At 61.1% G+C, this 23,842-nt stretch carries 32 protein-coding genes and 2 pseudogenes; 19 read left to right on the top strand and 15 right to left on the bottom strand.

Translation table 11 applies throughout. The features are described from left to right. Positions 1–23: 23 nt before the first annotated feature. The 17 genes and pseudogenes from BXA07_RS31140 (at position 24) to BXA07_RS18870 (ending at position 8,765) form a co-directional block, all read left to right on the top strand. The gene (locus tag BXA07_RS31140) at positions 24–734 is read left to right on the top strand and encodes a KTSC domain-containing protein (RefSeq protein WP_212592334.1); all 711 of its coding nucleotides are present in this window, start codon (positions 24–26) and stop codon (positions 732–734) included. Continuing rightward, entirely contained in the window at positions 731–973 is a 243-nt protein-coding gene (locus BXA07_RS18940) for a hypothetical protein (RefSeq protein ID WP_076569834.1), read from the top strand. The genes BXA07_RS31140 and BXA07_RS18940 overlap by 4 nt, the downstream gene beginning before the upstream one ends. Next, positions 970–1,656 (top strand): hypothetical protein, encoded by a 687-nt coding sequence (locus BXA07_RS18935; RefSeq protein ID WP_076569832.1) that lies wholly within the window; start codon positions 970–972, stop codon positions 1,654–1,656. Before BXA07_RS18940 ends, BXA07_RS18935 begins: the two co-directional genes overlap by 4 nt. 28 nt (positions 1,657–1,684) lie before the next feature. Continuing rightward, positions 1,685–2,098 carry a recombination protein NinB gene (locus BXA07_RS18930; protein ID WP_076569831.1) on the top strand — a complete coding sequence of 138 codons (414 nt, stop codon included), beginning with the start codon at positions 1,685–1,687 and terminating at the stop codon, positions 2,096–2,098. Between the two features lie 9 nt (positions 2,099–2,107). Continuing rightward, a pseudogene (locus tag BXA07_RS18925) lies at positions 2,108–2,995 on the top strand (recombination-associated protein RdgC); the annotation flags it as partial. 138 nt (positions 2,996–3,133) lie between these two features. After that, positions 3,134–3,325, top strand: a pseudogene (locus tag BXA07_RS31385) (DNA translocase FtsK); the annotation flags it as partial. Continuing rightward, a complete protein-coding gene (locus BXA07_RS18915; protein ID WP_076569829.1) occupies positions 3,322–3,747 on the top strand; it encodes a hypothetical protein in 426 nt (141 codons plus the stop codon). The pseudogene BXA07_RS31385 and the gene BXA07_RS18915, both read left to right, overlap by 4 nt. Continuing rightward, a complete protein-coding gene (locus tag BXA07_RS18910; RefSeq protein WP_076569827.1) occupies positions 3,744–4,061 on the top strand; it encodes a hypothetical protein in 318 nt (105 codons plus the stop codon). Before BXA07_RS18915 ends, BXA07_RS18910 begins: the two co-directional genes overlap by 4 nt. Continuing rightward, on the top strand, positions 4,058–4,672 hold the full coding sequence (locus tag BXA07_RS18905) for a hypothetical protein (protein WP_076569825.1): 615 nt from the start codon (positions 4,058–4,060) through the stop codon (positions 4,670–4,672). The genes BXA07_RS18910 and BXA07_RS18905 overlap by 4 nt, the downstream gene beginning before the upstream one ends. After that, positions 4,669–5,103 (top strand): hypothetical protein, encoded by a 435-nt coding sequence (locus tag BXA07_RS18900; protein ID WP_076569823.1) that lies wholly within the window; start codon positions 4,669–4,671, stop codon positions 5,101–5,103. The genes BXA07_RS18905 and BXA07_RS18900 overlap by 4 nt, the downstream gene beginning before the upstream one ends. A gap of 70 nt (positions 5,104–5,173) precedes the next feature. After that, entirely contained in the window at positions 5,174–5,296 is a 123-nt protein-coding gene (locus tag BXA07_RS31650) for a hypothetical protein (protein ID WP_280175065.1), read from the top strand. Between the two features lie 9 nt (positions 5,297–5,305). After that, positions 5,306–5,632, top strand: a complete 327-nt coding sequence (locus tag BXA07_RS18895) for a hypothetical protein (protein ID WP_076569822.1) — start codon at positions 5,306–5,308, stop codon at positions 5,630–5,632. Then, complete coding sequence (locus tag BXA07_RS18890; RefSeq protein ID WP_076569820.1) at positions 5,629–5,871, top strand: hypothetical protein; 243 nt, start codon at positions 5,629–5,631, stop codon at positions 5,869–5,871. Before BXA07_RS18895 ends, BXA07_RS18890 begins: the two co-directional genes overlap by 4 nt. Next, a complete protein-coding gene (locus tag BXA07_RS18885) occupies positions 5,868–6,455 on the top strand; it encodes a hypothetical protein (protein ID WP_212592333.1) in 588 nt (195 codons plus the stop codon). Before BXA07_RS18890 ends, BXA07_RS18885 begins: the two co-directional genes overlap by 4 nt. After that, the gene (locus BXA07_RS31135) at positions 6,452–6,787 is read left to right on the top strand and encodes a hypothetical protein (RefSeq protein WP_076569819.1); all 336 of its coding nucleotides are present in this window, start codon (positions 6,452–6,454) and stop codon (positions 6,785–6,787) included. The genes BXA07_RS18885 and BXA07_RS31135 overlap by 4 nt, the downstream gene beginning before the upstream one ends. Beyond that, positions 6,703–7,902 (top strand): Arm DNA-binding domain-containing protein, encoded by a 1,200-nt coding sequence (locus BXA07_RS18875; protein WP_348532967.1) that lies wholly within the window; start codon positions 6,703–6,705, stop codon positions 7,900–7,902. The genes BXA07_RS31135 and BXA07_RS18875 overlap by 85 nt, the downstream gene beginning before the upstream one ends. A 257-nt stretch (positions 7,903–8,159) precedes the next feature. After that, positions 8,160–8,765, top strand: coding sequence for a hypothetical protein (locus tag BXA07_RS18870; RefSeq protein ID WP_076569815.1), 606 nt, complete (start codon positions 8,160–8,162; stop codon positions 8,763–8,765). An 8-nt stretch (positions 8,766–8,773) separates the two neighbouring features. Here BXA07_RS18870 and BXA07_RS18865 read toward each other — a convergent pair whose 3' ends face one another. Further along, positions 8,774–9,070, bottom strand: a complete 297-nt coding sequence (locus BXA07_RS18865; protein WP_076569813.1) for an RnfH family protein — start codon at positions 9,068–9,070, stop codon at positions 8,774–8,776. Beyond that, a complete protein-coding gene (locus tag BXA07_RS18860; protein WP_076569812.1) occupies positions 9,063–9,494 on the bottom strand; it encodes a type II toxin-antitoxin system RatA family toxin in 432 nt (143 codons plus the stop codon). Before BXA07_RS18860 ends, BXA07_RS18865 begins: the two co-directional genes overlap by 8 nt. A 93-nt stretch (positions 9,495–9,587) precedes the next feature. Here BXA07_RS18860 and smpB point away from each other — a divergent pair, with 93 nt between their 5' ends. Beyond that, positions 9,588–10,037 (top strand): SsrA-binding protein SmpB, encoded by a 450-nt coding sequence (gene smpB / locus BXA07_RS18855; RefSeq protein ID WP_076569810.1) that lies wholly within the window; start codon positions 9,588–9,590, stop codon positions 10,035–10,037. A gap of 313 nt (positions 10,038–10,350) precedes the next feature. Here the strand turns inward: smpB and BXA07_RS18850 are convergent, their stop codons facing one another. The 5 genes from BXA07_RS18850 to ppsA form a co-directional block, all read right to left on the bottom strand. Continuing rightward, a complete protein-coding gene (locus tag BXA07_RS18850; RefSeq protein WP_076569808.1) occupies positions 10,351–10,659 on the bottom strand; it encodes an H-NS histone family protein in 309 nt (102 codons plus the stop codon). Between the two features lie 626 nt (positions 10,660–11,285). After that, on the bottom strand, positions 11,286–12,230 hold the full coding sequence (locus BXA07_RS18845; RefSeq protein WP_076569806.1) for an SPFH domain-containing protein: 945 nt from the start codon (positions 12,228–12,230) through the stop codon (positions 11,286–11,288). Between the two features lie 15 nt (positions 12,231–12,245). Further along, on the bottom strand, positions 12,246–12,662 hold the full coding sequence (locus BXA07_RS18840) for an NfeD family protein (RefSeq protein ID WP_076569970.1): 417 nt from the start codon (positions 12,660–12,662) through the stop codon (positions 12,246–12,248). A 315-nt stretch (positions 12,663–12,977) separates the two neighbouring features. After that, positions 12,978–13,475 (bottom strand): Dps family protein, encoded by a 498-nt coding sequence (locus BXA07_RS18835; RefSeq protein WP_076569804.1) that lies wholly within the window; start codon positions 13,473–13,475, stop codon positions 12,978–12,980. 165 nt (positions 13,476–13,640) lie between these two features. Beyond that, complete coding sequence (gene ppsA / locus BXA07_RS18830) at positions 13,641–16,073, bottom strand: phosphoenolpyruvate synthase (protein WP_076569969.1); 2,433 nt, start codon at positions 16,071–16,073, stop codon at positions 13,641–13,643. A 152-nt stretch (positions 16,074–16,225) separates the two neighbouring features. Here ppsA and BXA07_RS18825 point away from each other — a divergent pair, with 152 nt between their 5' ends. Beyond that, positions 16,226–17,074: a posphoenolpyruvate synthetase regulatory kinase/phosphorylase PpsR gene (locus BXA07_RS18825; protein ID WP_076569801.1), complete on the top strand. Its 849-nt coding sequence runs from the start codon at positions 16,226–16,228 to the stop codon at positions 17,072–17,074. Here BXA07_RS18825 and BXA07_RS18820 read toward each other — a convergent pair. The 8 genes from BXA07_RS18820 to BXA07_RS18785 all read right to left on the bottom strand — a co-directional run bounded on the left by BXA07_RS18820 (position 17,071) and on the right by BXA07_RS18785 (position 23,842). Next, positions 17,071–18,282 (bottom strand): aminotransferase class V-fold PLP-dependent enzyme, encoded by a 1,212-nt coding sequence (locus tag BXA07_RS18820; RefSeq protein WP_076569799.1) that lies wholly within the window; start codon positions 18,280–18,282, stop codon positions 17,071–17,073. The two genes, BXA07_RS18825 and BXA07_RS18820, sit on opposite strands and share 4 nt — an antisense overlap. 21 nt (positions 18,283–18,303) lie before the next feature. After that, on the bottom strand, positions 18,304–19,089 hold the full coding sequence (locus BXA07_RS18815) for a TrmH family RNA methyltransferase (protein ID WP_076569797.1): 786 nt from the start codon (positions 19,087–19,089) through the stop codon (positions 18,304–18,306). Beyond that, on the bottom strand, positions 19,086–19,724 hold the full coding sequence (gene rnhB / locus BXA07_RS18810) for a ribonuclease HII (RefSeq protein WP_076569794.1): 639 nt from the start codon (positions 19,722–19,724) through the stop codon (positions 19,086–19,088). Before rnhB ends, BXA07_RS18815 begins: the two co-directional genes overlap by 4 nt. A gap of 37 nt (positions 19,725–19,761) precedes the next feature. Beyond that, positions 19,762–20,937 carry a lipid-A-disaccharide synthase gene (lpxB, locus tag BXA07_RS18805; RefSeq protein WP_076569967.1) on the bottom strand — a complete coding sequence of 392 codons (1,176 nt, stop codon included), beginning with the start codon at positions 20,935–20,937 and terminating at the stop codon, positions 19,762–19,764. Further along, a complete protein-coding gene (gene lpxA, locus BXA07_RS18800; protein ID WP_076569791.1) occupies positions 20,921–21,712 on the bottom strand; it encodes an acyl-ACP--UDP-N-acetylglucosamine O-acyltransferase in 792 nt (263 codons plus the stop codon). Before lpxA ends, lpxB begins: the two co-directional genes overlap by 17 nt. Continuing rightward, positions 21,712–22,206, bottom strand: coding sequence for a 3-hydroxyacyl-ACP dehydratase FabZ (gene fabZ / locus BXA07_RS18795; protein WP_071324018.1), 495 nt, complete (start codon positions 22,204–22,206; stop codon positions 21,712–21,714). Before fabZ ends, lpxA begins: the two co-directional genes overlap by 1 nt. Beyond that, a complete protein-coding gene (lpxD, locus tag BXA07_RS18790) occupies positions 22,203–23,258 on the bottom strand; it encodes a UDP-3-O-(3-hydroxymyristoyl)glucosamine N-acyltransferase (protein WP_076569788.1) in 1,056 nt (351 codons plus the stop codon). The genes fabZ and lpxD overlap by 4 nt, the downstream gene beginning before the upstream one ends. Before the next feature lie 65 nt (positions 23,259–23,323). Then, complete coding sequence (locus BXA07_RS18785) at positions 23,324–23,842, bottom strand: OmpH/Skp family outer membrane protein (protein WP_076569785.1); 519 nt, start codon at positions 23,840–23,842, stop codon at positions 23,324–23,326.

The following is a 23,842-nucleotide window of genomic DNA, read 5'->3' as shown; positions in this document are numbered from 1 at the left end:
TCGCCCACCACCAGGAGAAACCAATGAATACAGCAGTCGCAGCACCACAAATCACCCTGCAAGCCATTCAATCCTCGCAGATTGCCGCCATCGGCCACTGCCCGGCGACCGAGACCCTGGCCGTGCAGTTCTTCCGCAAGGGCGCGCCGGCCGACGTTTACCACTACGCCAATTTCTCAGCGACCGAGTATGCAGCCTTCGCCAGCGCCGAATCCGTCGGCAAGCACTTTTACGCGCACATCAAGCCGCATGCCGACAAGCATCCGTACACGAACATGGGCACGCCGGCCGTCGAGTTGGCGCCGGTCAAGCTGAGCAAGGAACTGCTGGCCGGCCTGCTGACGGGCCGCGAATACGGCAGCGAAATGGCGAAGGAAGAAGAACTGCAGGCCAAGGCCGCCGGCCTGATCGTGATCTTCGGCGCCAGCGACGACCTGATGGAGCTCCGTGGCTTCGTGGACGACGAGCGCGGCGCGCCGACCATCGCTCTGCTCGACGCCAAGGGCTTGCTGCCGTTCCGCGAGGATATCCAGCACGACGACGATGCACTCAAGGACTATTTCGCTCGGGCGCCGCAGGTGCGGGCCGTGGATGCTCTGTGGGGCAAGGAAGACGGCTACAGCTGGACCTACCGTACCGACGTGCCGCACGCCACATTCGAAATCGTGGAAGGCTGCGAGCCGTACTGCCGCGGCATCGTGATCGACGTGGCTGACCTGGGCGGTGCAGCGTGACCGGCCGCCCTGCCCGCAAGTCTGCCGCCCAGCTGCAAGCGGCCTGCGACAAGTTCAATGCCGCGCACCAGGTCGGCGCCGCCGTCAGCGTCGAGCTGGATAGCGGCGAAATGCGCAAGACGATCACCGTCAGCGAGGCGCAGGTGCTCAGCGGCCACAGCGCGGTGATCTGGCTCAAAGGTATCAGCGGCTGCTACCTGCTGGAGCGCGTGACGGCTTTGAAGACGGCAAAAGCATGAGCGCCGCCTGTTCCGAAGAGCGTTTCCTGCGAGACGTAGCCAAGCACGAAATGACCGTGATCCGCGATGACGGCGTGCACCGCCATATCCGGTTCAAGCAGCCGGACAGCAGCAACATGTTCTTCGATCTGGTTACCTGGCCGGGCTTCCTGTGCTACAGCGGCGACATGGGCACCTACGTTTTCCAGCGCACGCAGGACATGTTTGGCTTCTTCCGCAAGAACGGACGCCTGGACGGCATCGATCGGCGCTACTGGGCCGAGAAAATCGAGGCAGCCGATAACACCGGCGTGACAAGACACAGCCACGATGAGTTCACGCGCCAGATAAATGACTGGGTGAACCAGCAAGCAGAGGGCGACAAGCCGGCCGACGACGAGCCTGAGCAGCTTGCGCTGTGGGCTGAGGCCTATGCCGAGCTGCGCGCCGAGGTCGAGTCGGAGGTGCTGAGCGCGGACAGCAACGAGGTGCGATGCTTCGACGCCGCGAACGACTTTACGCACGCCGGCGATGCCTGGAAGGCATTCCATGGCCCGGATGCAAAGTTCGAGTTCACCGATTTTTGGGAGGTCGATACGAAGGAATACACGCCCCGCTTCCTCTGGTGCTGTTACGCGTTGGCCTGGGGAATTGAGCAATACGACGCGGCCAAGCGGCTGGCGGCCGAGGCGGTGCCAGCATGACGGCGCGCCACGCGGCGGGAGTACCGCCATGACGAAACAGACCTACTTCCTCGTACACGACGAGGCACGGCGCCGGGCGGTCGAATTCGCCAAAACCGCACCGGCCGGCTGGATGGTCGTATTTTCCGAGCCGAAGAAGAAACGCGCCCAGGAAGAAAAGTATCACGCGATGATCGGTGAGATCGCAAAACAGGTCGAGCACATCGGGCGCAAGTGGGATGCGGACGACATGAAGCGGCTGCTGGTGGACGAGTTTGCCGACGAAATGCGCCTGGCCGGCACGCCGCTGCACCACGACGGGCGCGTGACGCCCAGCTTCGACGGGCGCCGGATCGTGCAGCTGGGCGTCCAGACCAGCGACTTCTACGTGAAGGAAGCCGCGCAGTTCATTGAATTTTTGTATGCCTTCGGTGCCGCGCGCGGCGTCGTGTTCTCAGAATAAGGAAGCGCCATGTTTTTCAAGAATTTGCAGATTTACCGCTTGCCCGCCGCTTGGGCCATGACGGCCGCAGTGCTCGAGCAGGCGCTGGCGCCGCAACAGTTCACGCCGGCCACCAGCATGGACCTGGTACGCCAGGGCTGGGCCGCACCTCGCGCCGCCGGCACGCCGCTGGTGCACGCCGTCGGCGGCCAGTTCCTGCTGCAGCTGAAAACCGAGAAGAAGCTGCTGCCGTCGACCGTGATCAACCAGGTGGCCGCTGCCCGCGCGCTGGAAATGGAAGAGGCCCAGGGCTTCGCGCCCGGCAAGAAGGCCATGAAAGAATTGAAGGAGCGCGTCACCGACGAACTGCTGCCGCGCGCCTTCGCCATTCTCAGCACCACGGCCGTGTGGATCGATCCGGTGAATGGCTGGCTGGTGGTGGATGCGGCCAGCCCAGTCAAGGCCGACGAAGTGATCAAACTGCTGCTGAAATCCGTCGACAAGCTGCCGCTGGAAAGCCTGCGCGTCATGCGCTCGCCAGTCGGCGCGATGACGGAATGGCTGCAAGCGGACGAATCCCCGGCCGGCTTCACGGTCGACCAAGATGCGATCATGCGCGCCACGGGCGAGAGCAAGGCCCAGGTGGCATACAAGCGCCACACCCTGGAAGCGGACGATATCCGCCGCCATATCGCGGCCGGCAAGCAGTGCACGCGCCTTGCCATGACCTGGAGCGACAAGGTCAGCTTCGTGCTGGACGAGAGTCTGGCCATCAAGTCCGTGAAGCCGCTGGAAATTATCAAGGAAAGCGCCACGCGCAACGACGACGAGCGCTTCGACAGCGACTTCGCGCTGATGACGGGCGAGCTGGCCAAGATGCTGGCCGACCTGGTTGAGGCGCTGGGCGGCGAAGCGGAGGTGGATGCGCGGCCTCCGGGCCCGGCCGTTGACACGGTGCCGGCCAAAGGCCACGAGCCAGTGCGCGAACAGCGCGTGGTGCTGGAGTTGAACGGCCAGGCGCCCGGCGCCGTGCCGCCCGGCGACGGTAGCGCGAGCGATCCGCTGTACGACCAGGCCGTCGAGGTAGTGCGCACTCAGCAGCGAGCATCGATATCACTGGTGCAGCGCCACCTACTGATCGGCTACAACCGTGCGGCCCGGCTGATCGAGGCGATGGAAGTCGCCGGCGTGGTCAAGGGTACGCAAGGCGTCTATACGGTGGCGGCGGTGACGGGAGCGGCAGCATGAGCGGCGTGCGCACCCCTGGCCTGCTTTTCGTTGCCGAAACGGGTCAGGATGACGGCTGCAGCCCGGAAACCGTGATCCGTGGGATGGGCGGCAGTGCTGGCGTAGCGGTGGCCATTGACTTTGGCGCGAACAATCCCGGCATGCGCGAGGCCAACGCGCAGCACCTGGTTGCCTGCTGGAATGCACTCGATGGCCTGCCCGACGACGCGCTCGATGGTGGCTGGAACGTGCGCAGCATGAGCGCCTACACCAAAGGCCTGGAAGAAAAGCTGTGCGCGGCGAGCGCCCTGCTCATGGCGATCAAGAAGCTCGACGACAGGAACGGCATCGCGGACCACCATGAAGGCATACCGTGCACATCGCCCGAGTTCGATGAGGTAATGGCGAGCGTGCACGAAGTCTTAAAAGGCGCCGCCACATGATCAACCGCCTTTACACCGTCAGCGCCACCCTGACGGCCGTCGTCATGGCCACCAGCGAGCGCGAAGCCGAAATCCGCTTTAAGTCGAGCTTTGGCGAGATCAAGGACCAGCCCATCGACGCGGTGGCCGACGAGGAAATTCGGACAGAGGACGACCTTCCGGGCGACTGGACCGTCGATTGCCTGCCGTATGGCCCGCGCGACAACGCGCTGACCATCGGCGAATTCCTGGACGTGCTGCCGCCGCTGGTGGTGCGCGACACCAAAACCGTCGATATGTTTGCGGCCACGCCGGCCGCTGGAGAAAAAGCATGAAAGAGCGCCCTATCTTCATGAACGGCGCCATGGTGCGCGCCGTGCTCGACGGCAGCAAGACGCAGACCGGGCGCATCATCAAGCCTCAGCCGCAGATGGTCACCAACAAGCGTATCGAGCCGTGGCAAGGCGATCCGACCGCACTCCTTGCACTGCTGGCGGAATCGGGCCGCAAATGCCCATACGGCCAGCCTGGCGACCGCATTTGGGTGCGCGAGACGTTTTGCATGGACGATAACGGACATGAGGAATGTCCGATCTTCCGCGCCGATGGCGCTGAGCTTCCACAGCGGCAGCCGACACGAAAACCAGCGCGCTGGACGCCCAGCATCCACATGCCGCGCTTGGCAAGCCGCATCCTGCTGGAGATCGTGTCGGTGCGCGTCGAGCGCCTGCAGGATATCAGCGATGCCGACATTGTTGCCGAGGGCATTGATATGGAAGCGCTGGCCGAATCGCAGGATCGCTACGACATCGTGTGCAAAGGATCGGATGCCAGCGGTCGCGCAACCGAGCGCACGGCCTGGCGCGACCTGTGGGAATCGACCGGCGGCGACTGGGATGCCAATCCGTGGTGCTGGGCAATCACCATCAAGCGAGTTGCGCCATGAACCCGCGCATCTACAAAAAGCAGGCCAAGCGCGCCGTCCAGCTGTTGCGCAGCCATGGCGACACGACGAAGTACACGCCATCGAGCGAGCTAGGCCTGGCTGACGAGCCATTCTCCTGTGCGCGCGCGAAATGGCTACGCCGTCACCGGCCCGCCGAATACGGCCTGTGGCAACGCATCAGCGGCATCCCGGAACACACCTGGTGCGATTGGGATGGGGATTGGGATGGTCGGGATTCCCGGGTCGGCTGGGTGCAGCACTATGATCACGCCCGGCTGCCGGCTGATTACTGGGAAGGCCCGGAATGGGAGTCCGGCGGCAAGCCGTGGCCACGCATAACCACCAGCGATCGCATGGGCATGTGGCGCTACAGCCAAATTGCGCCGGGCTGGCGGTGGCGCGGCGGCCGTGCTGTGCCGGTGGCGTCATGAAGCCGGCGGCCGCAGGGTGCGTGCATGGGGTGCACGGGGTCGGAAGTCGAAACCCTAAAGGTAATACGCAATGACCGACGACGACGAAGTGCAGAACAGCGAACGCAGCCCCGGTGCCGCGCGCGTGGCGGCGGCCCTGATCCTGATTTACGTGGCGGCGACCATTGCGGGCGTCTTGGCCGCGACAACCTGAAAGGCGGATATGAAAAAGATAATTGAAGCAGCACCAGTCATACGCGATGCTCAAGGCTGGTATGAGCATCCTGATCTGCCACCCTTTGACGAAGGCGATGCCGCCAAATTCAAGGAATGGATAGACGCCCAGGGGCTGGAGGTTCAACGCGTCTGGATGGACGGCGACGCACCCGACTTGGCAGAGCGTTACCTGGAAGGTGATGGCGATCCGAGCGCATTAGTCGACTGGCAGCCCACGGCGCCAGGCCCAGGCTGGTTCCTGCTCGCGCTGTACGACGAAGAGAACGATGGCCCAGTGGCATGGTTCGCGCGCCGCGCGTCGGCGGCGCAATGAGCAGCCGCACCCCAGCGCCCGCGCCGGAAACTCCGGCCGAGGCCGCCTACAAGCTGGACCGCGCCGTGCTGCGCGCGATCCACACCTGCCAGCCCGTGCTGTTCGACGGCAAGCAGCGCCACTTGCGCGCCATGGGTGCCCAGGTGCTGGGCGGCGGCGTGTCGTCCGTGATTTACCTGATGGGCGACGCGACGCCGCGCCAGCCCAACGAAATAACTTTTTTGGAGCATGCAGAATGATCAACAACGAGCAACGCAATCCGCCTGTCCGTGCAACGCCCATCGATTCATTCCAGGGCCGCGTACAGCTTTGGATGATGGCGTGCTTCGGTGCCGAAATCTCCGCCGACGGCGCCGAGCGCAATCACCGTTTCCTGGAAGAATCACTGGAGCTGGTGCAGGCATGCGGCTACACGGCCAGCGAGGCGCACCAGCTGGTTGGCTATGTATACGGCCGCCCAGTCGGCGAGCGCGCGCAGGAAGTCGGCGGTGTCATGGTCACACTGGCGGCGCTGTGCTTGGCCCAGGGCCTGGACATGCAAGCCGCCGGCGAGACGGAGCTGGCCAGGATCTGGACGAAGGTCGAGGCGATCCGCGCCAAGCAGGCGGCCAAGCCGAAGCATTCTCCGCTGCCTGCTGCTGCGCCTCAGCCGATCATCGGGCGGCTGATGGATCAAATCTCGGCGCTGCCTGTCCTGTGGGGCTTGAATGAGCCGGGCGCGCTGCTGCGCAACAGCGATGTGTTCCGCGTACTGGTTGCTGCTGGCCGCGAGCAAGCCGCCCTGGAACGCGCTGCTGACGTGGCGACAGGGAGCGCGCCATGAACATGGGCGAGCACGACATGGTGGCCAAGCTGGTCGAAACCATCGAGCGCAATGCGCGCGCGGCGGCCGCCAAGGCAGAGGCAGAGCGCCAGCCTCTGGCCTGGGTGAAGCTGGAGCGCTACGTTGAAATATCAGGTGATTCCGTCGATTCCGTGCAGGCCCGCCGCAAGGCTGGCAAGTGGCTCGACGGCAATCAATGCAAAATTGTGGATGGCCGGCTGTGGATCAACTTGCCGGCAGTAGAAGAATGGGTAGCAAAATGGGAACAAACAAGTCCAGCCCGCCAGGCGTCGAACTCCGGTCCGGCGTCCAAAGCGAATCGATCCGCATAAAATTTATGTACCGGGGAACTGAGTGCCGGGAAACGTTGAAGCTCGCGCACAGCAAGGCAAACATCAAATACGCCGAGCGGCTGCGCGGCGAGATCCTGAATGCGATTGCGCTAGGCAATTTCAGCTATGCCAAGTACTTCCCTGATTCGACGCAGCTGAAGAAGTTTGGCTTACAACCTCGGGGCAAGGATGTAACCGTTGGCGACCTGCTTAAACAGCAGTTCGAAATCTATGAGCGCATCCTCGCACCCAGCACGTTAAAAAGCTACAAGCGCGTGCTCAACAAAATTCTATTGGGGCAATGGGGCGACACGCTGCTCACTGAGCTTACGCCGGCGGCGCTGCGCACTTGGATTGTCGATCTCTCGCTGAAAGCAACCTCCGTGCGACAAATTCTCATCCCGTTGCGCGGTGCCCTGGAGCTTGCAATAAACGACGACCTGATCGAAAGCAACCCGCTGGACCGCGTGAAATTGCAAAAAACGCTAGACCGCGATGCGTACAAGGCTGAATACGAGGTAGACCCCTTCTCCGCACAGGAGATTGCGGCCATCCTCGGGGCTGCCCAGGGCCAGGCCAGGAACGTCTTTCAGTTTGCCTTCTACACGGGCATGCGCCCGAGTGAATACATCGCGCTACGTTGGGAATCGATCGACTGGGCCGGATTCAAGGCGAAGGTTGAGCGGTCGCGCGTGATGGGCGAGTCTCGGGAGGAACTGAAGACACGCGCCGGGCGTCGCTTGGTCGACCTGCGGCGCGGCGCTGTCGCGGCGCTGGTTGCACAGAAACAACATAGCTTCCTTGCTGGTGGCCTGGTGTTCCTTGATCCGGCTACCGGCCAGGGCTGGGACAACACGCAGCGCCTGAGCCTCTTCTGGGCAGCAATGATCAAGAAGGCCCAGGTCCGCTACCGAAATCCGTATCAGACGAGGCACACATTCGCGTCGACGCTGTTATCGACGGGCGCCAACGCAATGTACGTGGCAAAGCAAATGGGGCATACCGATACGACCATGATCACCCGAACGTATGGCCGCTGGGTTGAGCAAGAGGGTGGCGTGTTGCCGGATCAATACTGCAAAATGACAGATGGGTTAAAGGCAGGAGTCGCTTAGATTTTCGCCCACGTTTCGCCCATGCGTATTGCGAAATGGCTAGAACCCGCATGGATACTTACCTGTGACGGATAAAAGCAACTTATACAGAAATCCAGAAACTTTGTCTTGAACTTCGGCAAGCCATGGGCGAAAACGGGAATCAACACGCCCCGCATGCATGCAAGGCAATATTTCGTTAGATTCCTTCTTGCCAATCCTGCCTATAATGCATGCTGCTCCGCCCGCCGCAGCGGAGGCCACCGGAAAGCACTCACATGAACATCAAACTGAACTTCATCAACCGCTCCAACGAGGCAGGCAACACGCAGATTGCCATCTTTCAGAAAAATGTTGCGAGCGCATCCAATGACCTTCCGATGGTCTGGACGGTGATCGCAAGTCGCGGCATCAACGATACTCAGCCTTTGATGTGGCCACTGCAGATCCCGGACGATCACCTGGGCTTCAGCTTTCAGCCGAAAGTTGAGCCTACCCAGCATCAGCTGACAGCCCAAGACAAGCCAGATGTGGCCGGCCTCCCCATGACCGTCGGCACGCAAGCGCTGGAAGTAAAAGTGATCGACAGGCTGAGCAGGGGAGCGCTCAGCGCCGACATCTACCGATCCGGCAGGCTGCTGGCCAGCACGCAGGATGACGAGGCCTGCCAGAGCACGGCGCACGCAGACGAGCCAGCCATCTTGCTGGGCGCAGTGACGGGCATGACAGCCGGAGAGGCCGCGTCCACTGCCCTGCTCTCGCAAGTCAACACGGAGCTGTCCCTGCTGGGCATTGCCAGCGCCGATATCGTCATGACGGGCGGCGGCTCCGGCCCATCGCCGACACCGCTTTCATTTCACCTCGAAAATATCGTGCTGGCGTAAATGCCCGCTTATGCCTTGCCCGACTTGCTGCCTGCGCGGCGCCGGCGCGCCTCTTTCGGGTCCGCCTGCAAGGGGCGATAGACTTCCACCCTGTCATGCTCACGCAAGACGGTATCGCGCGACTTTTTCTTGCCATAGATGCCGACCATGTTCACGGCCAGGTCAATGCCAGGGATTTCCTGCAACAAACCACTGAGCACCACCGCCTGCTCGACAGTGGTGCCCGCAGGCACGCTCAGGGAGCGCAGGAAGGCCAAGTCCGGCAGCGCATGGCAGACCTGCACCTGAATGCGCGCTTCAGCCATATACGGTCTCCGCGCGCTTGCAGAAGGAATCGACCATGCTGTTGGCGATCATGCCGAACACGGGGCCGATGATCTGCTCGAGCACCCGGCTGGAAAACTCGTAATGCAGGTCCAGTTCGATCTTGCAGGCGTCCTCGCGCAGGGCCTTGAAGGTCCATACACCATCGAGGGTCTTGAAAGGACCGTCCACCAGCTTCATCTTGATGGAACTGAAAGGCACGTTCTCGTTGGACGTGGTGAAGCTTTGGCGCACGCCATGGTAATGTATGCCCACGCTGGCGACGATCGTATTCTCGCCACGCTCACGTATCTCGACCGCGCCGCACCAGGGCAGGAATTTGGGATAATCTTCCACCGCCGCCACCAGCGCGAACATTTGTTCGGCGCTGTAGCCAAGAAAAACTGATTTATGTACTACTGCCATTGAAGAACCATTTGCTATGATGTTGGATACATTTGATTTTATCGCGCTTGCGCGAGACAGTAGTTTAACCGACCCGCGCACATTTACCATCTCATGACCATAGCAGACAACAGAAAAGCATTCCACGACTACTTCATTGAGGATCGCTACGAAGCGGGCATCGTGCTGGAAGGCTGGGAAGTCAAAGCCATCCGCGACGCTCGCGTACAGATCAAGGAAGCCTACGTTGTCGTCCGCGGCGACGAGCTCTTCCTGTTCGGCGCGCATATCAGCGCCCTGCCGACCGCCTCCACCCACATCCACCCGGAAGCCGTACGCACGCGCAAGCTGCTGCTGCACCGCGCGGAAATGGATAAACTGATCGGCAAGGTCGAACGCTCAGGCTACACACTGGTGCCGCTCAACCTGCATTACAAGGGCGGCCGCGTGAAATGCGAAATCGGCTTGGCCAAGGGCAAGAAACAGCACGACAAGCGGGCCGCGGAACGCGACCGCGATGGCGCACGCGAAGTCCAGGCGGCAATGAAAGTGCACCGCCGCTAATGGCGCCACCTTGCACGCAGCGTGCACGGCAACACCAACCCGCCCGGCTATATGCCGGGTTTTATTTTGCCGATTGCGGACAGCAGGCGGAAAATCATGGACGGCGCACGCAATAAGGAATGATAGAAAGGGAAAAGATAAAAACGGGAGAAGATATTGACATTGTTAAAAATGTCATAAAATATACAGCAGATAGATCAGGCAGACTACATTAGTCAATGACGTACCGAGAAAGAAAGTTCCGGATGCTTGTATGCTGCCTTGCACCACACCTGCATTACCACACAGGACAAGCATCCGAATGAATGGTGTATTACACCTTCAGCAGATCACGCGACTTGCCCGAATCGGTCCACTCTTTGACCCATTTCGGTTGACGGCCACGGCCAGTCCATTGCTGAGTTGGATCATCGGGATTGCGATAGCGCACAGCAACGGTACCGGTTTTAGCGCGGATGCCCGTGCCGACAAGATCTTTTACCGAAACACCGACGCTCTGCGCGATTGCCAGGATTTGTTCGCGCGCTTTGGACAAGTCGTCCTGCTCGCGTTTCTTCATTTGCTTCTTGATGTCGTCCTGCAGCGTGCGCAGTTCAGACAAGGATAAGCTGGACAGATCCATGATATTTCCTTTGTATGAGTTGAAAAATATAACTGAACAGTTAAATTCTATCCAATTGTAACGCGACTGAGGCAATTTTTCTTAAGATTTGACTGTTTTTTACACTTCTTTTATCAAAATACCCACTTTCCATCACCAGCAAGCCGATGCGGCCCGCAAAAACGGGAAGGCGGCAACGCCGGCATGCCGAGCAGAAGAAGCGAGGAGAAAATTCAATGCGGTGCTTCTCCTCATTTATTTTGCAGCACTTTTTGTTTCATTGCAATTTATTGCAATAATAAATTGCGATTCCAAAAAAACATGGGAGCAATACTATCTCCGTCCCTTGCATTATTCCTGAAGATCAAATGCCCAACGGCACCCATTCATCAAATCAATCACCGCGACAGGCACATCTGTACTCACTGCAATCGAAAATACAAATCAGCGCTGCATGCCAGGCGCAATATGCAGACAAGTGGAGCATAACACGACATGAGATAACAAACCCTGCCCTGCCAAATCAGGCCATATTGCCCATTCCCTTGCAACTGCCTAATTCACCCTTGCAAATGCAAACCGCCCGCTATCAGGCGGGCGGCACTTGCTACAGCAGTTACTATTGAATAACTAGCCAACCCGCGTACTCAGGGAATGGCAACCCCGCTTTTCGGCTTCTGGTTTTTCACTACCTGCATCGCAGTCGCAATCAGGCCACTCATGTCACCCATATTTGCGGGAACGATAATCGAGTTATTCGTTTTTGCCAATTGCGCAAATGCAGCAACATACTGTTCAGCAACTTTCAGATTGACTGCGTCTTCACCGCCTGGCTCACGGATAGCAGCCCCCACCTGGCGCAGCGCTTCGGCACTGGCCTGCGCCAGGGCCACGATAGCAGTCGCCTGGCCCTCGGCACGGTTGATGGACGCTTGTTTCTCGCCTTCCGAACGGGCAATGTTCGCTTCACGCTCGCCGCTGGCAATATTGATCTGTTCCTGCTTGCGCCCTTCCGATGCGGCGATCAGCGCACGCTTTTCGCGTTCGGCCGTGATTTGCGCCTGCATGGCATGCAGGATTTCCTTCGGCGGCGTCAGATCCTTGATTTCATACCGCAATACCTTCACGCCCCAATTGGCGGCTGATTCATCGATGGCATTCACGATGGCCGTATTGATATGATCGCGCTCCTCAAATGTCTTGTCGAGTTCCATTTTACCGATGACCGAACGCAGCGTGGTTTGCGCCAGTTGCGTAATGGCGGCGATATAATTCGACGAACCATACGAAGCGCGCATGGCGTCGGTAATCTGGAAATACAGTATGCCGTCGACCTGCAATTGGGTGTTATCACGCGTAATGCACACCTGCGGCGGCACGTCGAGCGGAATTTCCTTCAGCACGTGCTTGTAGGCGATGCGGTCGACAAACGGCACGACGATATTCAGACCGGGTCCCAATACGGCGTGGAATTTACCCAGGCGTTCAACTACCCAGGCATGCTGCTGCGGCACTACATTGACCGTCTTGAAGACAAATACCAATGCCAGCAATAACAAGATCAGCGACACGCTTCCGATGTTTACTTCCATAATCCACTCTCCAGGTTATCCAACAATCAAACGGCTGCCGCGCACGGCACGTATGGTGTAATGACCGGCCTGCGTATCGCTGCCGGGTATCAATTCCACATCCCACAAGGCGCCGCGATACATGACACGCGCCACGCCATCGACCCAATGCGAGACTGCCACGCTTTGGCCGATATCGAGATTTACATTCGGATCCTGGGCCGCATCGCGCCGCGCCGCCTTGCCAAAACGGCTGCGCCGCAGTAACAGGGTGGCCGCCACGCCGACAATGGCCGCCGTGACGGCCTGCCAGCTGCCATTACCGCCTGCCAGCGCCACCAATCCGCCAGCGCCGACACCAATGGCAATCATCAGCAGATAAAACGTGCCCGTGAACAATTCCAGGATCAATACCACGCCTGCCGCCACAAACCAGCCCACCCATTCAGCCATGATGCCTCCGTCCATTTGAATCCGAAAATAAAAAACCCCGCAGCCTATATAAGCGACGGGGTTTAATGCGTAATACCAGCTGATATTATTCTTGCCAGACACCTATATACAAGCAGTCTAACGCAATTCCGGATGACGTCAATAGCCGGGGGCGAATTAGCGGCGCCGGGCCGGCACGTGCAGCACCTGACAAAACCGTAGCGAGCGCAGGTGATTTGTGACTGAGAAGCACAATTGTGCGAAGCAAGGGGCCGCCGAGGCAATGAGCATCGGCGGCCGCACATCGCGACGCGCAGCAGGTACTGGCAGGTGTTCTTACTCTTCCAGCAGGCTGCGTAACATCCACGCCGTCTTTTCATGCAAATCCAGGCGCTGCGTGATCAGGTCGGCCGTTGGCTGGTCGTTGGCCTTTTCCAGCAGCGGGAACAGGCGGCGCGCCGTGCGCGCGGTCGCTTCCTGCGCCGACACCAGGTGGCTGACCATTTCCAGGGCCGGCGGCACGCCGTCGATTTCCTTGATCGAGGCCAGCTTGACGAATTCCTTGTACGTGCCCGGCGCCGGATAGCCGAGGGCGCGGATGCGCTCGGCGATCAGGTCCAGTGCCCCCCATTGCTCCGTGTACTGCGTCATGAACATCAGGTGCAGGGTATTGAACATCGGCCCCTTCACGTTCCAGTGGAAATTGTGGGTCATCAGGTACAAGGTGTAGCTGTCGGCCAGCAGGCCGGACAGGCCTTCCGCGATCTTCGCGCGGTCCGCTTCCGAAATGCCGATGTCGATCTTTGCAGCTTTGCTCGGTTTCTTGCTTGCCATATGAACTCCCGTCAATGTGTTGGTGGAATCATTTTAGCTGATCTTGCGCTACCTCATCATTCACGCGCGTGCGCCATCCGCCAGGGACTTGATGCGGGTGACGGCGCATAAAAAAACCCGCTGCCAGGACATGGCAGCGCGTTTTTCAGAAAGCGCGAAAGAAGCTTAGGCTTTCAGCGCGGCCAGCTTCTGCCACGTATCGATCACCGAGTCGGGATTCAGGGACATCGACTCGATGCCCTGCTCCATCAGCCAGACGGCGAAGTCAGGATGGTCGGAAGGACCCTGGCCACAGATGCCGATGTACTTGCCGCGTGCCAGGCAAGCCTTGATGGCCAGGGCCAGCAGCGCCTTCACGGCAGGATCGCGCTCATCGAAGTCGGCAGCCAGCAGCTCCATGCCGGAATCGCGGTCCAGGCCCAGGGTCAGCTGGGTCAGGTCGTTCGAACCGATCGAGAAACCGTCGAAATAATCGAGGAACTGGTCGGCCAGGATGGCGTTCGACGGCACTTCGCACATCATGATGACGCGCAAGTCGTTCTCACCGCGCTTCAGGCCGTTTTTCGCCAGCAAGTCGATGACTTTCTCGGCCTGGCCCAGGGTGCGCACGAATGGCACCATGATCTCCACGTTCGTCAGGCCCATGTCGTTGCGCACGCGCTTCATCGCTTCGCATTCCATGTTGAACGCTTCGGAGAAGTCGGCCGACAGGTAGCGCGCCGCGCCGCGGAAGCCCAGCATCGGGTTTTCCTCGTCCGGCTCGTAGCGCGAACCGCCGATCAGCTTCTTGTACTCGTTCGACTTGAAGTCGGACAGGCGCACGATGACTTTTTTCGGCCAGAAGGCGGCAGCGATGGTGGCGATGCCTTCTGCCAGCTTGTCGATATAGAACGCTTTCGGCGAAGCGTGGCCGCGCGCCACCGATTCCACGGCCTTTTTCAGGTCGGCATCGATGTTCGGGTATTCCAGGATCGCGCGCGGATGCACACCAATATTGTTATTGATGATGAATTCCAGGCGCGCCAAGCCCACGCCCGCATTCGGCACGGACTGGAAGTCGAACGCCAGCTGCGGATTGCCCACGTTGAGCATGATCTTGGTATCGAGCTTCGGCAATTCGCCGCGCGACACTTCCGATACTTCCGTTTCCAGCAGACCGTCGTAGATCTTGCCTTCGTCGCCTTCCGAGCAGACGACGGTAACAAACGTGCCATCTTTCAGCACGTCGGTCGCGTCACCGCAGCCGACGACGGCCGGCACGCCGAGTTCACGCGCAATAATTGCTGCGTGGCAAGTACGACCGCCACGGTTGGTGACGATGGCCGAGGCGCGCTTCATGACCGGCTCCCAGTTCGGGTCCGTCATGTCGGCAACGAGCACGTCGCCTGGCTGCACGCGCTCCATGTCCGCCGGGTCGTGAATCACGCGCACGGGGCCGGCGCCGATCTTCTGGCCGATGGCGCGGCCGGACGTCAGCACGGTGCCGGTGCTCTTCAGCTTGAAGCGTTCCTGCACGTCGGTCGCCTTTTGCTGCGACTTGACGGTTTCGGGACGCGCCTGCAGGATGTACAGCTTGCCGTCGCGGCCATCCTTGCCCCACTCGATGTCCATCGGACGGCCGTAGTGGTTTTCGATGATGACGGCGTATTTCGCCAGTTCCACCACTTCGCTGTCGTTCAGCGAGTAGCGGTTGCGCATTTCGACGGGCACGTCGACGGTTTTCACGGAACGGCCGGCTTTCGCTTCGTTCGTGAATTCCATCTTCAGCAGTTTGGAGCCGATATTGCGGCGGATCACAGGCGACTTGCCTTTTTCCAGCATCGGCTTGTGGACGTAGAATTCGTCGGGGTTGACGGCACCCTGCACCACGGTTTCGCCCAGGCCATAGCTGGAGGTGACAAAGACGACGTCCTTGAAGCCCGATTCCGTGTCAATGGTAAACATCACGCCAGCCGCACCCAGGTCGGAACGCACCATGCGCTGCACGCCGGCCGACAAGGCCACTTCAGCGTGGGTAAAACCCTTGTGTACGCGGTAGGAAATGGCGCGGTCGTTGTACAGCGACGCGAACACCTGCTTCATCGCTTCCAGTACGTTGTCGATGCCGACCACGTTCAGGAAGGTTTCTTGCTGTCCGGCAAAAGATGCGTCCGGCAAGTCTTCCGCCGTCGCCGAGGAACGCACGGCAAACGACATTTCCGTGTCGGAGTCGGCTACCAGTTTGGCGTAAAACTGGTCAATTTCCGCTGCCAGGCGTGGCTGGAACGGCGTTTCCACGATCCATTGACGGATTTCGGCGCCGGCTTGCGCCAGCGAGCGCACGTCGTCGATGTTCAGCCCTTCGAGGCGCTGGGCAATGCGTTCGGCCAGCGGCAAGCCGCCATTGGCGCTATACGACAGGAAGTCGCGGAATGCCTGCGCCGTGGTGGCAAAACCACCGGGCACGCGCACGCCGGCTTCGGCCAGCTGGCTGATCATTTCGCCCAGGGAGGCGTTCTTGCCGCCGACGGATTCGACATCCGTCATGCGCAAATGCTCGAACGAGGCAACATACACCGCGTCCTTGTCTTCCTGCTGTTGCGATACTGCGTTGGTCATAATGACACCCTTACTGATGATAGAAATCTTTACGCGAGGCGCACCGACAGTCTTCTTGTTATTCTTGGCGTCGTGCAGCACAATCATACCGTTACAGCCATTTTACCTTGTGCGGCGCAAAATGACGACGCACAATCTTGATCCGAAGACCAATGACACAAGAACCACGCCCCCCTCTGCCCGCCGCGGCCCGCACCGTTTTCTTCGTTTCCGACGGTACCGGCATCACCGCCGAGACCTTCGGCCACTCGGTGCTGACCCAGTTCGACCTGCGCTTCCGCCAGATCCGCCTGCCCTTCATCGACACCATGGACAAGGCCTACGAGGCGGCGCGCAAGATCAACGAGGCGTTTGCCACCGACGGCCAGCGTCCGATCATTTTCTCCACCCTGGTGAAAAACGACCTGTCGGCCGTGATCCGCAAGTCCAGCGGCATGCACATGGACCTGATCCAGACCTTCGTCGCGCCGCTGGAGCAGGAGCTGGGCGTGATGTCGACCCACACCATCGGCCGCTCGCACAACATCGTCGACAGCGAGGAATACAAGAACCGCATCGAGGCGATCAATTACTCGCTGGCGCACGACGATGGGCAGTCGCACAAGAACCTGTCATCGGCCGATGTCATTCTGGTGGGTGTTTCACGCTCTGGCAAGACCCCGACCAGCCTGTACCTGGCCATGCAATATGGCATCAAAGCGGCCAATTACCCGCTGATTCCCGACGATTTCGAGCGCGAAAAGCTGCCAACGGCACTGAACGAATTTAAGAATAAAATTTTCGGATTGAGCATTACGCCCGAACGTTTGTCGGAAATACGCAACGAAAGACGCGCTGGAAGCAAGTATGCGGCCATCGAAAATTGCCGTTACGAGGTCAACGAGGCGGAAAAGATGATGAAACGCGAAGGCATCCGCTGGCTCTCTTCGACCACCAAGTCGATCGAGGAGATCTCGACGACGATCCTGCAAGAGATCAAGCCGAACCGCCGCGAGTACTAGAACGCCTCGCGGGACAGCACCGTCAGCGCCGCCACCAATTGGTCCAGTTCAGCGGTGGTGGTCGTGACGGCCACCGTGGCGCGTACGATGTCGGCATCGCCGATATTGCGCTGCACGGTGAATATGCCAAAACGCTGCAGCAAGGCTTGCTGCAGATCGCGCGCGCTCATGCCGTCGACGGCAAAGGCCACCAGCGCCGTGCCGCGCCTTGCATCAAGCGGTGACAGCATTTGCACGCCGGGCAATTGCGCGGCGCGGCTGACCCAGTAATTGCGCAGCCAGGCCAGCCGTTCGGTCTTGGCCGGCGTGCCACCCAGGCGCGCATGGAAGTCGAACGCGGCTGGCGCGGCCAGGATGGCGCCGATGGGCGGCATGCCCATGTGCAGGCGGCTGCGGATATCGTCCAGCGGATAATCGTCATCGCCACAATGCGGCTCGATCTTGTGCAGCTGCGAGGCGCGGATATACACGACACCGAGTCCTGCCGGTGCCCCCAGCCATTTGTGCAGATTGAAACCGGCGAAATCGGCGCCCATGGCCTGCACGTCCACGTCAATCTGCCCCAGCGCATGGGCGCTGTCGAGCAGCACGTCGATGCCGTGCTCGCGCGCCAGCGCCATGATGGCCTGCACAGGCATTTGCTGGCCATTGGCCGGCGCCACCTGCGACAGCAGCAGCAACTTGGGCTTGACGGCCTGGCGCATGGCTTGCGCGTAGCTGGCGATGATCTCGTCATCGCCGATGGGCAAGCGCAATGCGACTTGCGTGCTGGTGACGCCACGGCGCTGCGCCAGCCAGCGCATGGCCGTGCGCATGGCCGGATAGTCGAGATTACTCCACAACACCGTATCGCCGGGCGCCAGGCCGTGGTACTGCGCGATCAGCACCTGCATGGACTCGGTACCGCTGCGTGTCAGCAGGATCTCGTGCGGCTCGGCGTGGATCAGTGCGGCGACGCGCTGGCGCAGTATATCCACCTGCGTGCGCGTAAACGCGCCGCGCACGAAAGGACTCAGTTGCTCGTTGGTGTAGCGCACGGCCTGCTCGAAGGCCGCTTGCACGGGCGCGGCCATGGCACCGAAATAGCCGTGCTCAAGATTGATAATGGCGTCCGGCGGCGCGGGATAAAACGCGGCTACCTGGCGCCACCAGGCCTCGTCACGTGCGGCGCCGTCGGCGAGCGAAGGAAAATCCGGATGATCAGGCATGGCGGGCCTTGGTGTGAAATGTCAGGACTGGCCCTGGCGCAGCTGCTCGAAGAAGCATACGGCGGCGCAGGCGGCCACGTTCAGCGATTCGATCTGGCCCAGGTGGGGAATGACCACCTGATGCGTCGCCATCGATAATAAATCGTCGGCCACGCCCTGCCCTTCATGGCCGAACAGCCAGGCGACGGGCTGGCGCAGGTCGACATCGTACAGGCGCTGCGTGGCGTAGCCGCTGGTGGCCAGCGTCGCCACCTTGGCGTTCGATACGAGTGCCGCCAGGTCGACGTTTTCAAAGATGTCGAGCACGAAGTGCGCGCCCATCGCCGCGCGCAGCACCTTGGGCGACCAGCAGAAGGCCGTGCCGGCGCTGCAGTACACCTGCGTGATGCCGGCGGCGGCGGCGCTGCGCAGGATGGAACCCACATTGCCCGGGTCCTGCAGGTTATCGAGCAGCACGGCCGACACGCTCAGCGGCTGCGTGACGGCCCGTTCCGGTGTCTCGATGAGGAACATCACGCCTACGCCGTGCTCGACCTGGCTCACCGCGTTATACAAGGCATCGGGCAAGCCCAGTACGTGTGCGCGCTGGCTTTCCAGCTGACCGACGATGTCCGCCACTTCGGGGTTCTGCAAGGCGCTTTCGCTGACGATGCACTGCTCCGGCATGCCGCGCAGCTGCAGGTACGACTGGCACAGGTGCACGCCGTCGAGCAAGGTGCGGCCGGACTTGCGGCGCGCCTGCGAACTGCCCGCCAGCTTCAATAACTCCTTGTATTGCGCATTGTCGCGCGAGGTAATCGTCTTCATGCGACCACCTCCTGCCCGCCGAACAGGGCGATCACGTTGCGCACGGGCGCGAACGAGCGGCGGTGCACGGGCGAGGCGCCGTGCAGGTGCAGGCGCTCCAGGTGCAATTTTGTGCCATAGCCCTTGTGCTGGTCGAAGCAGTACTCGGGATAGGCCGCATGCAGGTGCACCAGCGCCGCGTCGCGCGCCGTCTTGGCCAAGATCGAGGCGGCGGAAATCGAATCGACCTTGTCGTCGCCGCCGATGATGGCCATGCCGCGCACCGGCATCACGGGGCAGCGGTTGCCGTCGATCAGGGCCAGGGTCGGCACGGTCGCCAGGGCTTCGACGGCGCGGCGCATGGCCAGCATCGACGCCTGCAGGATGTTCAGGCGGTCGATTTCCTCTTCCGACGCTTCGGCGATGGCCCAGGCCAGGGCCTTGGCCTTGATCTGCGGCGCCAGAAGGTCGCGCCTGGCTTCGCTGAGTTTTTTCGAGTCGCGCAAGCCGTCGATGGGCTGGTTCGGGTCGAGGATCACGGCGGCGGCAAACACGGGGCCGGCCAGCGGACCGCGCCCTGCCTCGTCGACGCCGCAGACGATGTCGTCGGGCGAGAATGGCAAGTCGTCAAACAGGCCGGGATAGATATTTTTCACGTTGAATCTTTGGTTGGAACTGCAATTGAAACGGTGCTTACTTGCGGTGGGCCGCGATGACCTGCATGACCGCGTTGGCGCTTTCGCGCGCGCTGTCGCGCAGCAGGCTGTGGTGCATGTCCGTGAAGCGCTGCACCAGGCGCAAGCGGCCCGGCACGTCGCTCAGCTGGCGCCACATGGCGTCGGCCAGCGCCTCGGGGCTGGCCGCATTCTGCAGCAGCTCGGGCACCAGGTAATCGCGCGCCAGGATGTTCGGCAAGCCTATCCACGGCTGGTAGCCCATGTGGCGCATGATTTCCCACGAGGCGCGCATCATCTTGTAGGCGATGACCATGGGCTTCTTGTACAGCGCCACTTCCAGCGACGCCGTGCCGGACGCCACCAGCACCGCATCGGCGGCGCAGATGGCCGTGTGCGAGCCGCCATCGGTGAGCATGATCTCGACGTCCTGCAAGCCAGCCTCTGCTATCAGTTGCAGGAAGTACTGGCGCTGTTTTTCGCCGGCCATGGGCGCGACAAAGCGCAAGGAGCGGTCGCGCGCCAGCAGCAGTTTGCAGGCGCCGACAAAGGCCACTGTATTGTATTTGAGTTCGCCCATGCGGCTGCCCGGCATCAGCGTCACCACATTCGCATCCTCGGGCAAGCCCAGGGTGCGGCGCGCGGCCGCTTCATCGGGCTGCAGCGGGATCATCTCGGCCAGCGGATGGCCGACATAGGTGACGGGCACGCCTGCCTTGCGGTAGATCTCTTCCTCGAACGGGAAAATCACCAGCATGTGCGAGACGGCCTTGATAATTTTCTTGATGCGTCCGCCGCGCCAGGCCCAGATCTGTGGCCCGATGTAGTGCACGGTGGGGATGCCGCCTTCCTTGAGCTGCTGTTCCAGTCCCAGGTTAAAGCCCGGATAATCGGCGCCGATGAAGACGGCGGGCCGCTCGGCCAGCAGCTGGTCGCGCAGCGCGTTCTGGATGCCCTTGATTTCGCGGTAACGGGGAATGATCTCGAACAGGCCGCGCACGGTCAACTTGTCGAGCGGCCAATCGGACACAAAACCCTGCCTGGCCATGTGTTCGCCGCCGATGCCATGGAAACGGGCACCGGGCAGCTGCGGCACGAGGCCGGACAGCAGCCGGCTGGCCAGCAGGTCGCCCGACACTTCGCCGGCGACGATGGCGACCGACAGGCCGCGATCCTGGTCAGCGGACGATGCCACGCGACGCCACGCCAAGGAATTCGCGCATGGCGCGAATGTGTTCCGCCACCTCGGGCGATGATGCGGCCTCTTCTTCGAACAGGGCTGCCTTGGACTCTTCCAGGGTCAGCCCCGAGCGGTAGATGAGTTTATACGCGGTGCGGATGCCGTTGATCTGCTCGCGCGTAAAGCCGCGGCGTTTCAGGCCCTCGATATTCACACCGTGAGCCTGCGCCGGATTGCCGTTCAGCAGCACGAACGGCGGCACGTCCTGTGTCAGGCTGGTGCTCATGCCGACAAAGGCGTGCGCGCCGATCTTGCAGAACTGGTGCACGTTGGCAAAACCGCTCATGATGACCCAGTTGCCGATCTCCACGTGGCCCGCCAGCTGGGCATTGTTCGAAAAAATCGTGTTATTGCCTACCAGGCAGTCGTGCGCCAGGTGCACGTATGCCGAAATCCAGTTGTCATTGCCCAGGCGCGTCACGCCGCCGCCTTGCACGGTGCCCGTGTTGAAGGTGCAGAATTCGCGGATGGTGTTGCGGTCGCCGATTTCCAGGCGCGTCGGCTCGCCCGCCCATTTTTTATCCTGCGGCTGCGCGCCGATGGAAGAGAACTGGAACAGGTGATTGTCGCTGCCGATCGTCGTGTGGCCGTCGATCACCACGTGCGGGCCAACCCGGGTACCGGCGCCGATGCGCACGTGCGGACCGATGATGGTGTACGGCCCCACCTCGACCGAGCTGTCAAGCTCGGCCTTCGGATCGATGACTGCCGTCGAGTGGATGGCCGCCATCACTGCCCCGCTGGCTGGCTCGCAGACTGGCTCGCATCCTGTGCGCTGCGGATGGTGCACATCAGTTCCGCTTCCAGCGCCACTTTGCCGTCAACGGAGCCGACTGCCTTGTACTTCCAGATGCCGCGCGAGACGCGCAGGATTTCCACGTCCATCTTCAGCTGATCGCCCGGCTCGACGGGACGCTTGAAGCGCGCATTGTCGATGCCGACGAAATACACCACAGAATTCTCGTCCGGTTTCACGCCCATGGTCAGGAACGACAGCAGGGCAGCCGTCTGCGCCAGCGCTTCAATCATCAACACGCCGGGCATGACCGGCTTGTGCGGGAAGTGGCCCTGGAAGAACTCTTCGTTGACCGTCACGTTCTTGATGGCGGTAATGGATTTGTTCGCTTCCCAGTCCAGCACGCGGTCCACCAGCAGCAACGGGTAACGGTGCGGCAGCAGCGATTTGATGGCGAGGATGTCGAGGGTCTTTTTTTCAGTAGTCATTTTTCGTCTTGCGTGGTCAGTGTTTTAATTGTTTTTTCAAGCGCGCGGATCTTCTCGCGCATGCTTGACAGGTTGCGCACGATGGCGGCGCTCTTTTCCCAGTCGGCGTTCTTGGCCAGCGGATAAAAACCCGTGTACTGGCCAGGTTCGGCGATCGAGCGCGATACCATGCTGCCCGAGCCGACGTGAACGCGGTCGGCGATCGTCAGGTGGCCCAGCACCATGGCGGCGCCGCCAAAGGTGCAGTATTTGCCGATGATGGCGCTGCCGGCCACGCCGACGCAGCCGGCCATGGCCGTATGCGCGCCAATGTGGCAGTTGTGGCCGATCTGGATCTGGTTGTCCAGTTTGACGCCGTCTTCGATGATGGTGTCGGCCAGTGCACCTCGGTCGATGGTGGTATTGGCGCCGATATCGACATCGTCACCGATCACCACCCTGCCCGTCTGCGGAATCTTGATATACACGCCGCCTTCGTTGGCGAAGCCGAAACCGTCGGTGCCGATCACGGCGCCCGAGTGGATGATGCCGCGCTGGCCGATCACGCAGCGCGCGTGGAAGGTCACGTTGGCGAACAACTGGGTACCCGCACCGATGACGGCGTCGCGCCCCACCACGCAGCCGGGACCGATGACGCAGCCGGCGCCGATCACGGCGCCCGCCTCGATCACCGCATGGGCGCCGATCGAAGCGCTGGCGTCCACCTGCGCGCCCGCGTCGACAAAGGCGCCCGGATGAATGCCGATTGGCGCCTTGATTTCATGCAGCGCGGCGAAGTACTGCGCCGCGCGTGCAAAATACACATAGGGATTCGGTGTGACGATGCGCGCGCCCGCATACTCGGCGCCGATCAGCGCATCGTCTGCCGGCGTGAGGATCAGCGCGGCGGCGCCGCTTTGCGCCGCCTGTGCGCGGAATTTGCTATTGCTGAGAAAGCTGATGTGCGAAGCGCCGGCGTCAGCCAGAGGGGCGATCCCTGAAACTTCCAGGTTGGGCTCGCCCGCCAACTGTCCGCCGAAGCGTTCGACCAAATCTCCTAGTCGAGTGCCCATCTGGTACCTTTATAAATACCCCGCCAGCGCTTGCTGCTCGCCGCCGGCAGGTGTTAACACGTTTTTTACTTGTCCAGCGCCTTCAGCACCTTGTCGGTGATGTCGATGCGCGGGCTGGCCCACAGGGCCTCCTGCAGCACGATGTCATATCCTTCGATATGCGCCATCTGCTGGATGATGGTGTTGGCCTTTTCCGCAATGGCACTGCGCTCTTCGTTCGTGCGCTGGCTCAGGTCTTCGCGGAACTCGCGCTGGCGGCGCTGGAGTTCCTTGTCCAGCTCGAAGAACTCGCGCTGGCGCTTGGCCCTCTCGGCCTCGCTCAGGGTCGGCATGTCCTTTTCCAGGGCCTCGTTGGCCACCTTGAAGCGGGCGGCCAGTTCCTGCATGGCCTTTTCACGCGTGCGGAATTCCTCCGCCAGCTTGGCGCTGGCCAGCTTGGCCAGCCTCGATTCGTTATAAATACGTTCGCTGCTGATCCAGGCGATCTTCGACTCCTGAGCCTGCGCCTGCACCGGCAACAGCGAACTCCAGCACAATGCAATCATGGCGAGGGACTTGGGCAGGGTAGCGGATGCGGTGTTCAT

It is taken from the genome of Janthinobacterium sp. TND4EL3 (genome assembly GCF_900156175.1).
GTDB lineage: Bacteria > Pseudomonadota > Gammaproteobacteria > Burkholderiales > Burkholderiaceae_D > Janthinobacterium.
This window is presented reverse-complemented; position numbering and strand designations above follow the sequence as displayed.

What these genes read in the sequence shown, in the direction of transcription:
- BXA07_RS18820 (WP_076569799.1), bottom strand. Translation starts at nt 18,282, where the DNA reads ATGCCTGATCATCCGGATTTTCCTTCGCTCGCCGACGGCGCCGCACGT.
- smpB (WP_076569810.1), top strand. Translation starts at nt 9,588, where the DNA reads ATGACCATAGCAGACAACAGAAAAGCATTCCACGACTACTTCATTGAG.
- BXA07_RS18860 (WP_076569812.1), bottom strand. Translation starts at nt 9,494, where the DNA reads ATGGCAGTAGTACATAAATCAGTTTTTCTTGGCTACAGCGCCGAACAA.
- ppsA (WP_076569969.1), bottom strand. Translation starts at nt 16,073, where the DNA reads ATGACCAACGCAGTATCGCAACAGCAGGAAGACAAGGACGCGGTGTAT.
- BXA07_RS18870 (WP_076569815.1), top strand. Translation starts at nt 8,160, where the DNA reads ATGAACATCAAACTGAACTTCATCAACCGCTCCAACGAGGCAGGCAAC.
- BXA07_RS18930 (WP_076569831.1), top strand. Translation starts at nt 1,685, where the DNA reads ATGACGAAACAGACCTACTTCCTCGTACACGACGAGGCACGGCGCCGG.
- BXA07_RS31650 (WP_280175065.1), top strand. Translation starts at nt 5,174, where the DNA reads ATGACCGACGACGACGAAGTGCAGAACAGCGAACGCAGCCCCGGTGCC.
- BXA07_RS18910 (WP_076569827.1), top strand. Translation starts at nt 3,744, where the DNA reads ATGATCAACCGCCTTTACACCGTCAGCGCCACCCTGACGGCCGTCGTC.
- BXA07_RS18875 (WP_348532967.1), top strand. Translation starts at nt 6,703, where the DNA reads ATGGGTAGCAAAATGGGAACAAACAAGTCCAGCCCGCCAGGCGTCGAA.
- BXA07_RS31135 (WP_076569819.1), top strand. Translation starts at nt 6,452, where the DNA reads ATGAACATGGGCGAGCACGACATGGTGGCCAAGCTGGTCGAAACCATC.
- BXA07_RS18915 (WP_076569829.1), top strand. Translation starts at nt 3,322, where the DNA reads ATGAGCGGCGTGCGCACCCCTGGCCTGCTTTTCGTTGCCGAAACGGGT.
- BXA07_RS18895 (WP_076569822.1), top strand. Translation starts at nt 5,306, where the DNA reads ATGAAAAAGATAATTGAAGCAGCACCAGTCATACGCGATGCTCAAGGC.
- BXA07_RS18840 (WP_076569970.1), bottom strand. Translation starts at nt 12,662, where the DNA reads ATGGCTGAATGGGTGGGCTGGTTTGTGGCGGCAGGCGTGGTATTGATC.
- BXA07_RS18835 (WP_076569804.1), bottom strand. Translation starts at nt 13,475, where the DNA reads ATGGCAAGCAAGAAACCGAGCAAAGCTGCAAAGATCGACATCGGCATT.
- lpxD (WP_076569788.1), bottom strand. Translation starts at nt 23,258, where the DNA reads ATGGGCACTCGACTAGGAGATTTGGTCGAACGCTTCGGCGGACAGTTG.
- BXA07_RS18785 (WP_076569785.1), bottom strand. Translation starts at nt 23,842, where the DNA reads ATGAACACCGCATCCGCTACCCTGCCCAAGTCCCTCGCCATGATTGCA.
- BXA07_RS18845 (WP_076569806.1), bottom strand. Translation starts at nt 12,230, where the DNA reads ATGGAAGTAAACATCGGAAGCGTGTCGCTGATCTTGTTATTGCTGGCA.
- BXA07_RS18890 (WP_076569820.1), top strand. Translation starts at nt 5,629, where the DNA reads ATGAGCAGCCGCACCCCAGCGCCCGCGCCGGAAACTCCGGCCGAGGCC.
- BXA07_RS31140 (WP_212592334.1), top strand. Translation starts at nt 24, where the DNA reads ATGAATACAGCAGTCGCAGCACCACAAATCACCCTGCAAGCCATTCAA.
- BXA07_RS18865 (WP_076569813.1), bottom strand. Translation starts at nt 9,070, where the DNA reads ATGGCTGAAGCGCGCATTCAGGTGCAGGTCTGCCATGCGCTGCCGGAC.
- BXA07_RS18900 (WP_076569823.1), top strand. Translation starts at nt 4,669, where the DNA reads ATGAACCCGCGCATCTACAAAAAGCAGGCCAAGCGCGCCGTCCAGCTG.
- BXA07_RS18850 (WP_076569808.1), bottom strand. Translation starts at nt 10,659, where the DNA reads ATGGATCTGTCCAGCTTATCCTTGTCTGAACTGCGCACGCTGCAGGAC.
- BXA07_RS18935 (WP_076569832.1), top strand. Translation starts at nt 970, where the DNA reads ATGAGCGCCGCCTGTTCCGAAGAGCGTTTCCTGCGAGACGTAGCCAAG.
- BXA07_RS18825 (WP_076569801.1), top strand. Translation starts at nt 16,226, where the DNA reads ATGACACAAGAACCACGCCCCCCTCTGCCCGCCGCGGCCCGCACCGTT.
- lpxA (WP_076569791.1), bottom strand. Translation starts at nt 21,712, where the DNA reads ATGGCGGCCATCCACTCGACGGCAGTCATCGATCCGAAGGCCGAGCTT.
- BXA07_RS18905 (WP_076569825.1), top strand. Translation starts at nt 4,058, where the DNA reads ATGAAAGAGCGCCCTATCTTCATGAACGGCGCCATGGTGCGCGCCGTG.
- BXA07_RS18815 (WP_076569797.1), bottom strand. Translation starts at nt 19,089, where the DNA reads ATGAAGACGATTACCTCGCGCGACAATGCGCAATACAAGGAGTTATTG.
- BXA07_RS18885 (WP_212592333.1), top strand. Translation starts at nt 5,868, where the DNA reads ATGATCAACAACGAGCAACGCAATCCGCCTGTCCGTGCAACGCCCATC.
- fabZ (WP_071324018.1), bottom strand. Translation starts at nt 22,206, where the DNA reads ATGACTACTGAAAAAAAGACCCTCGACATCCTCGCCATCAAATCGCTG.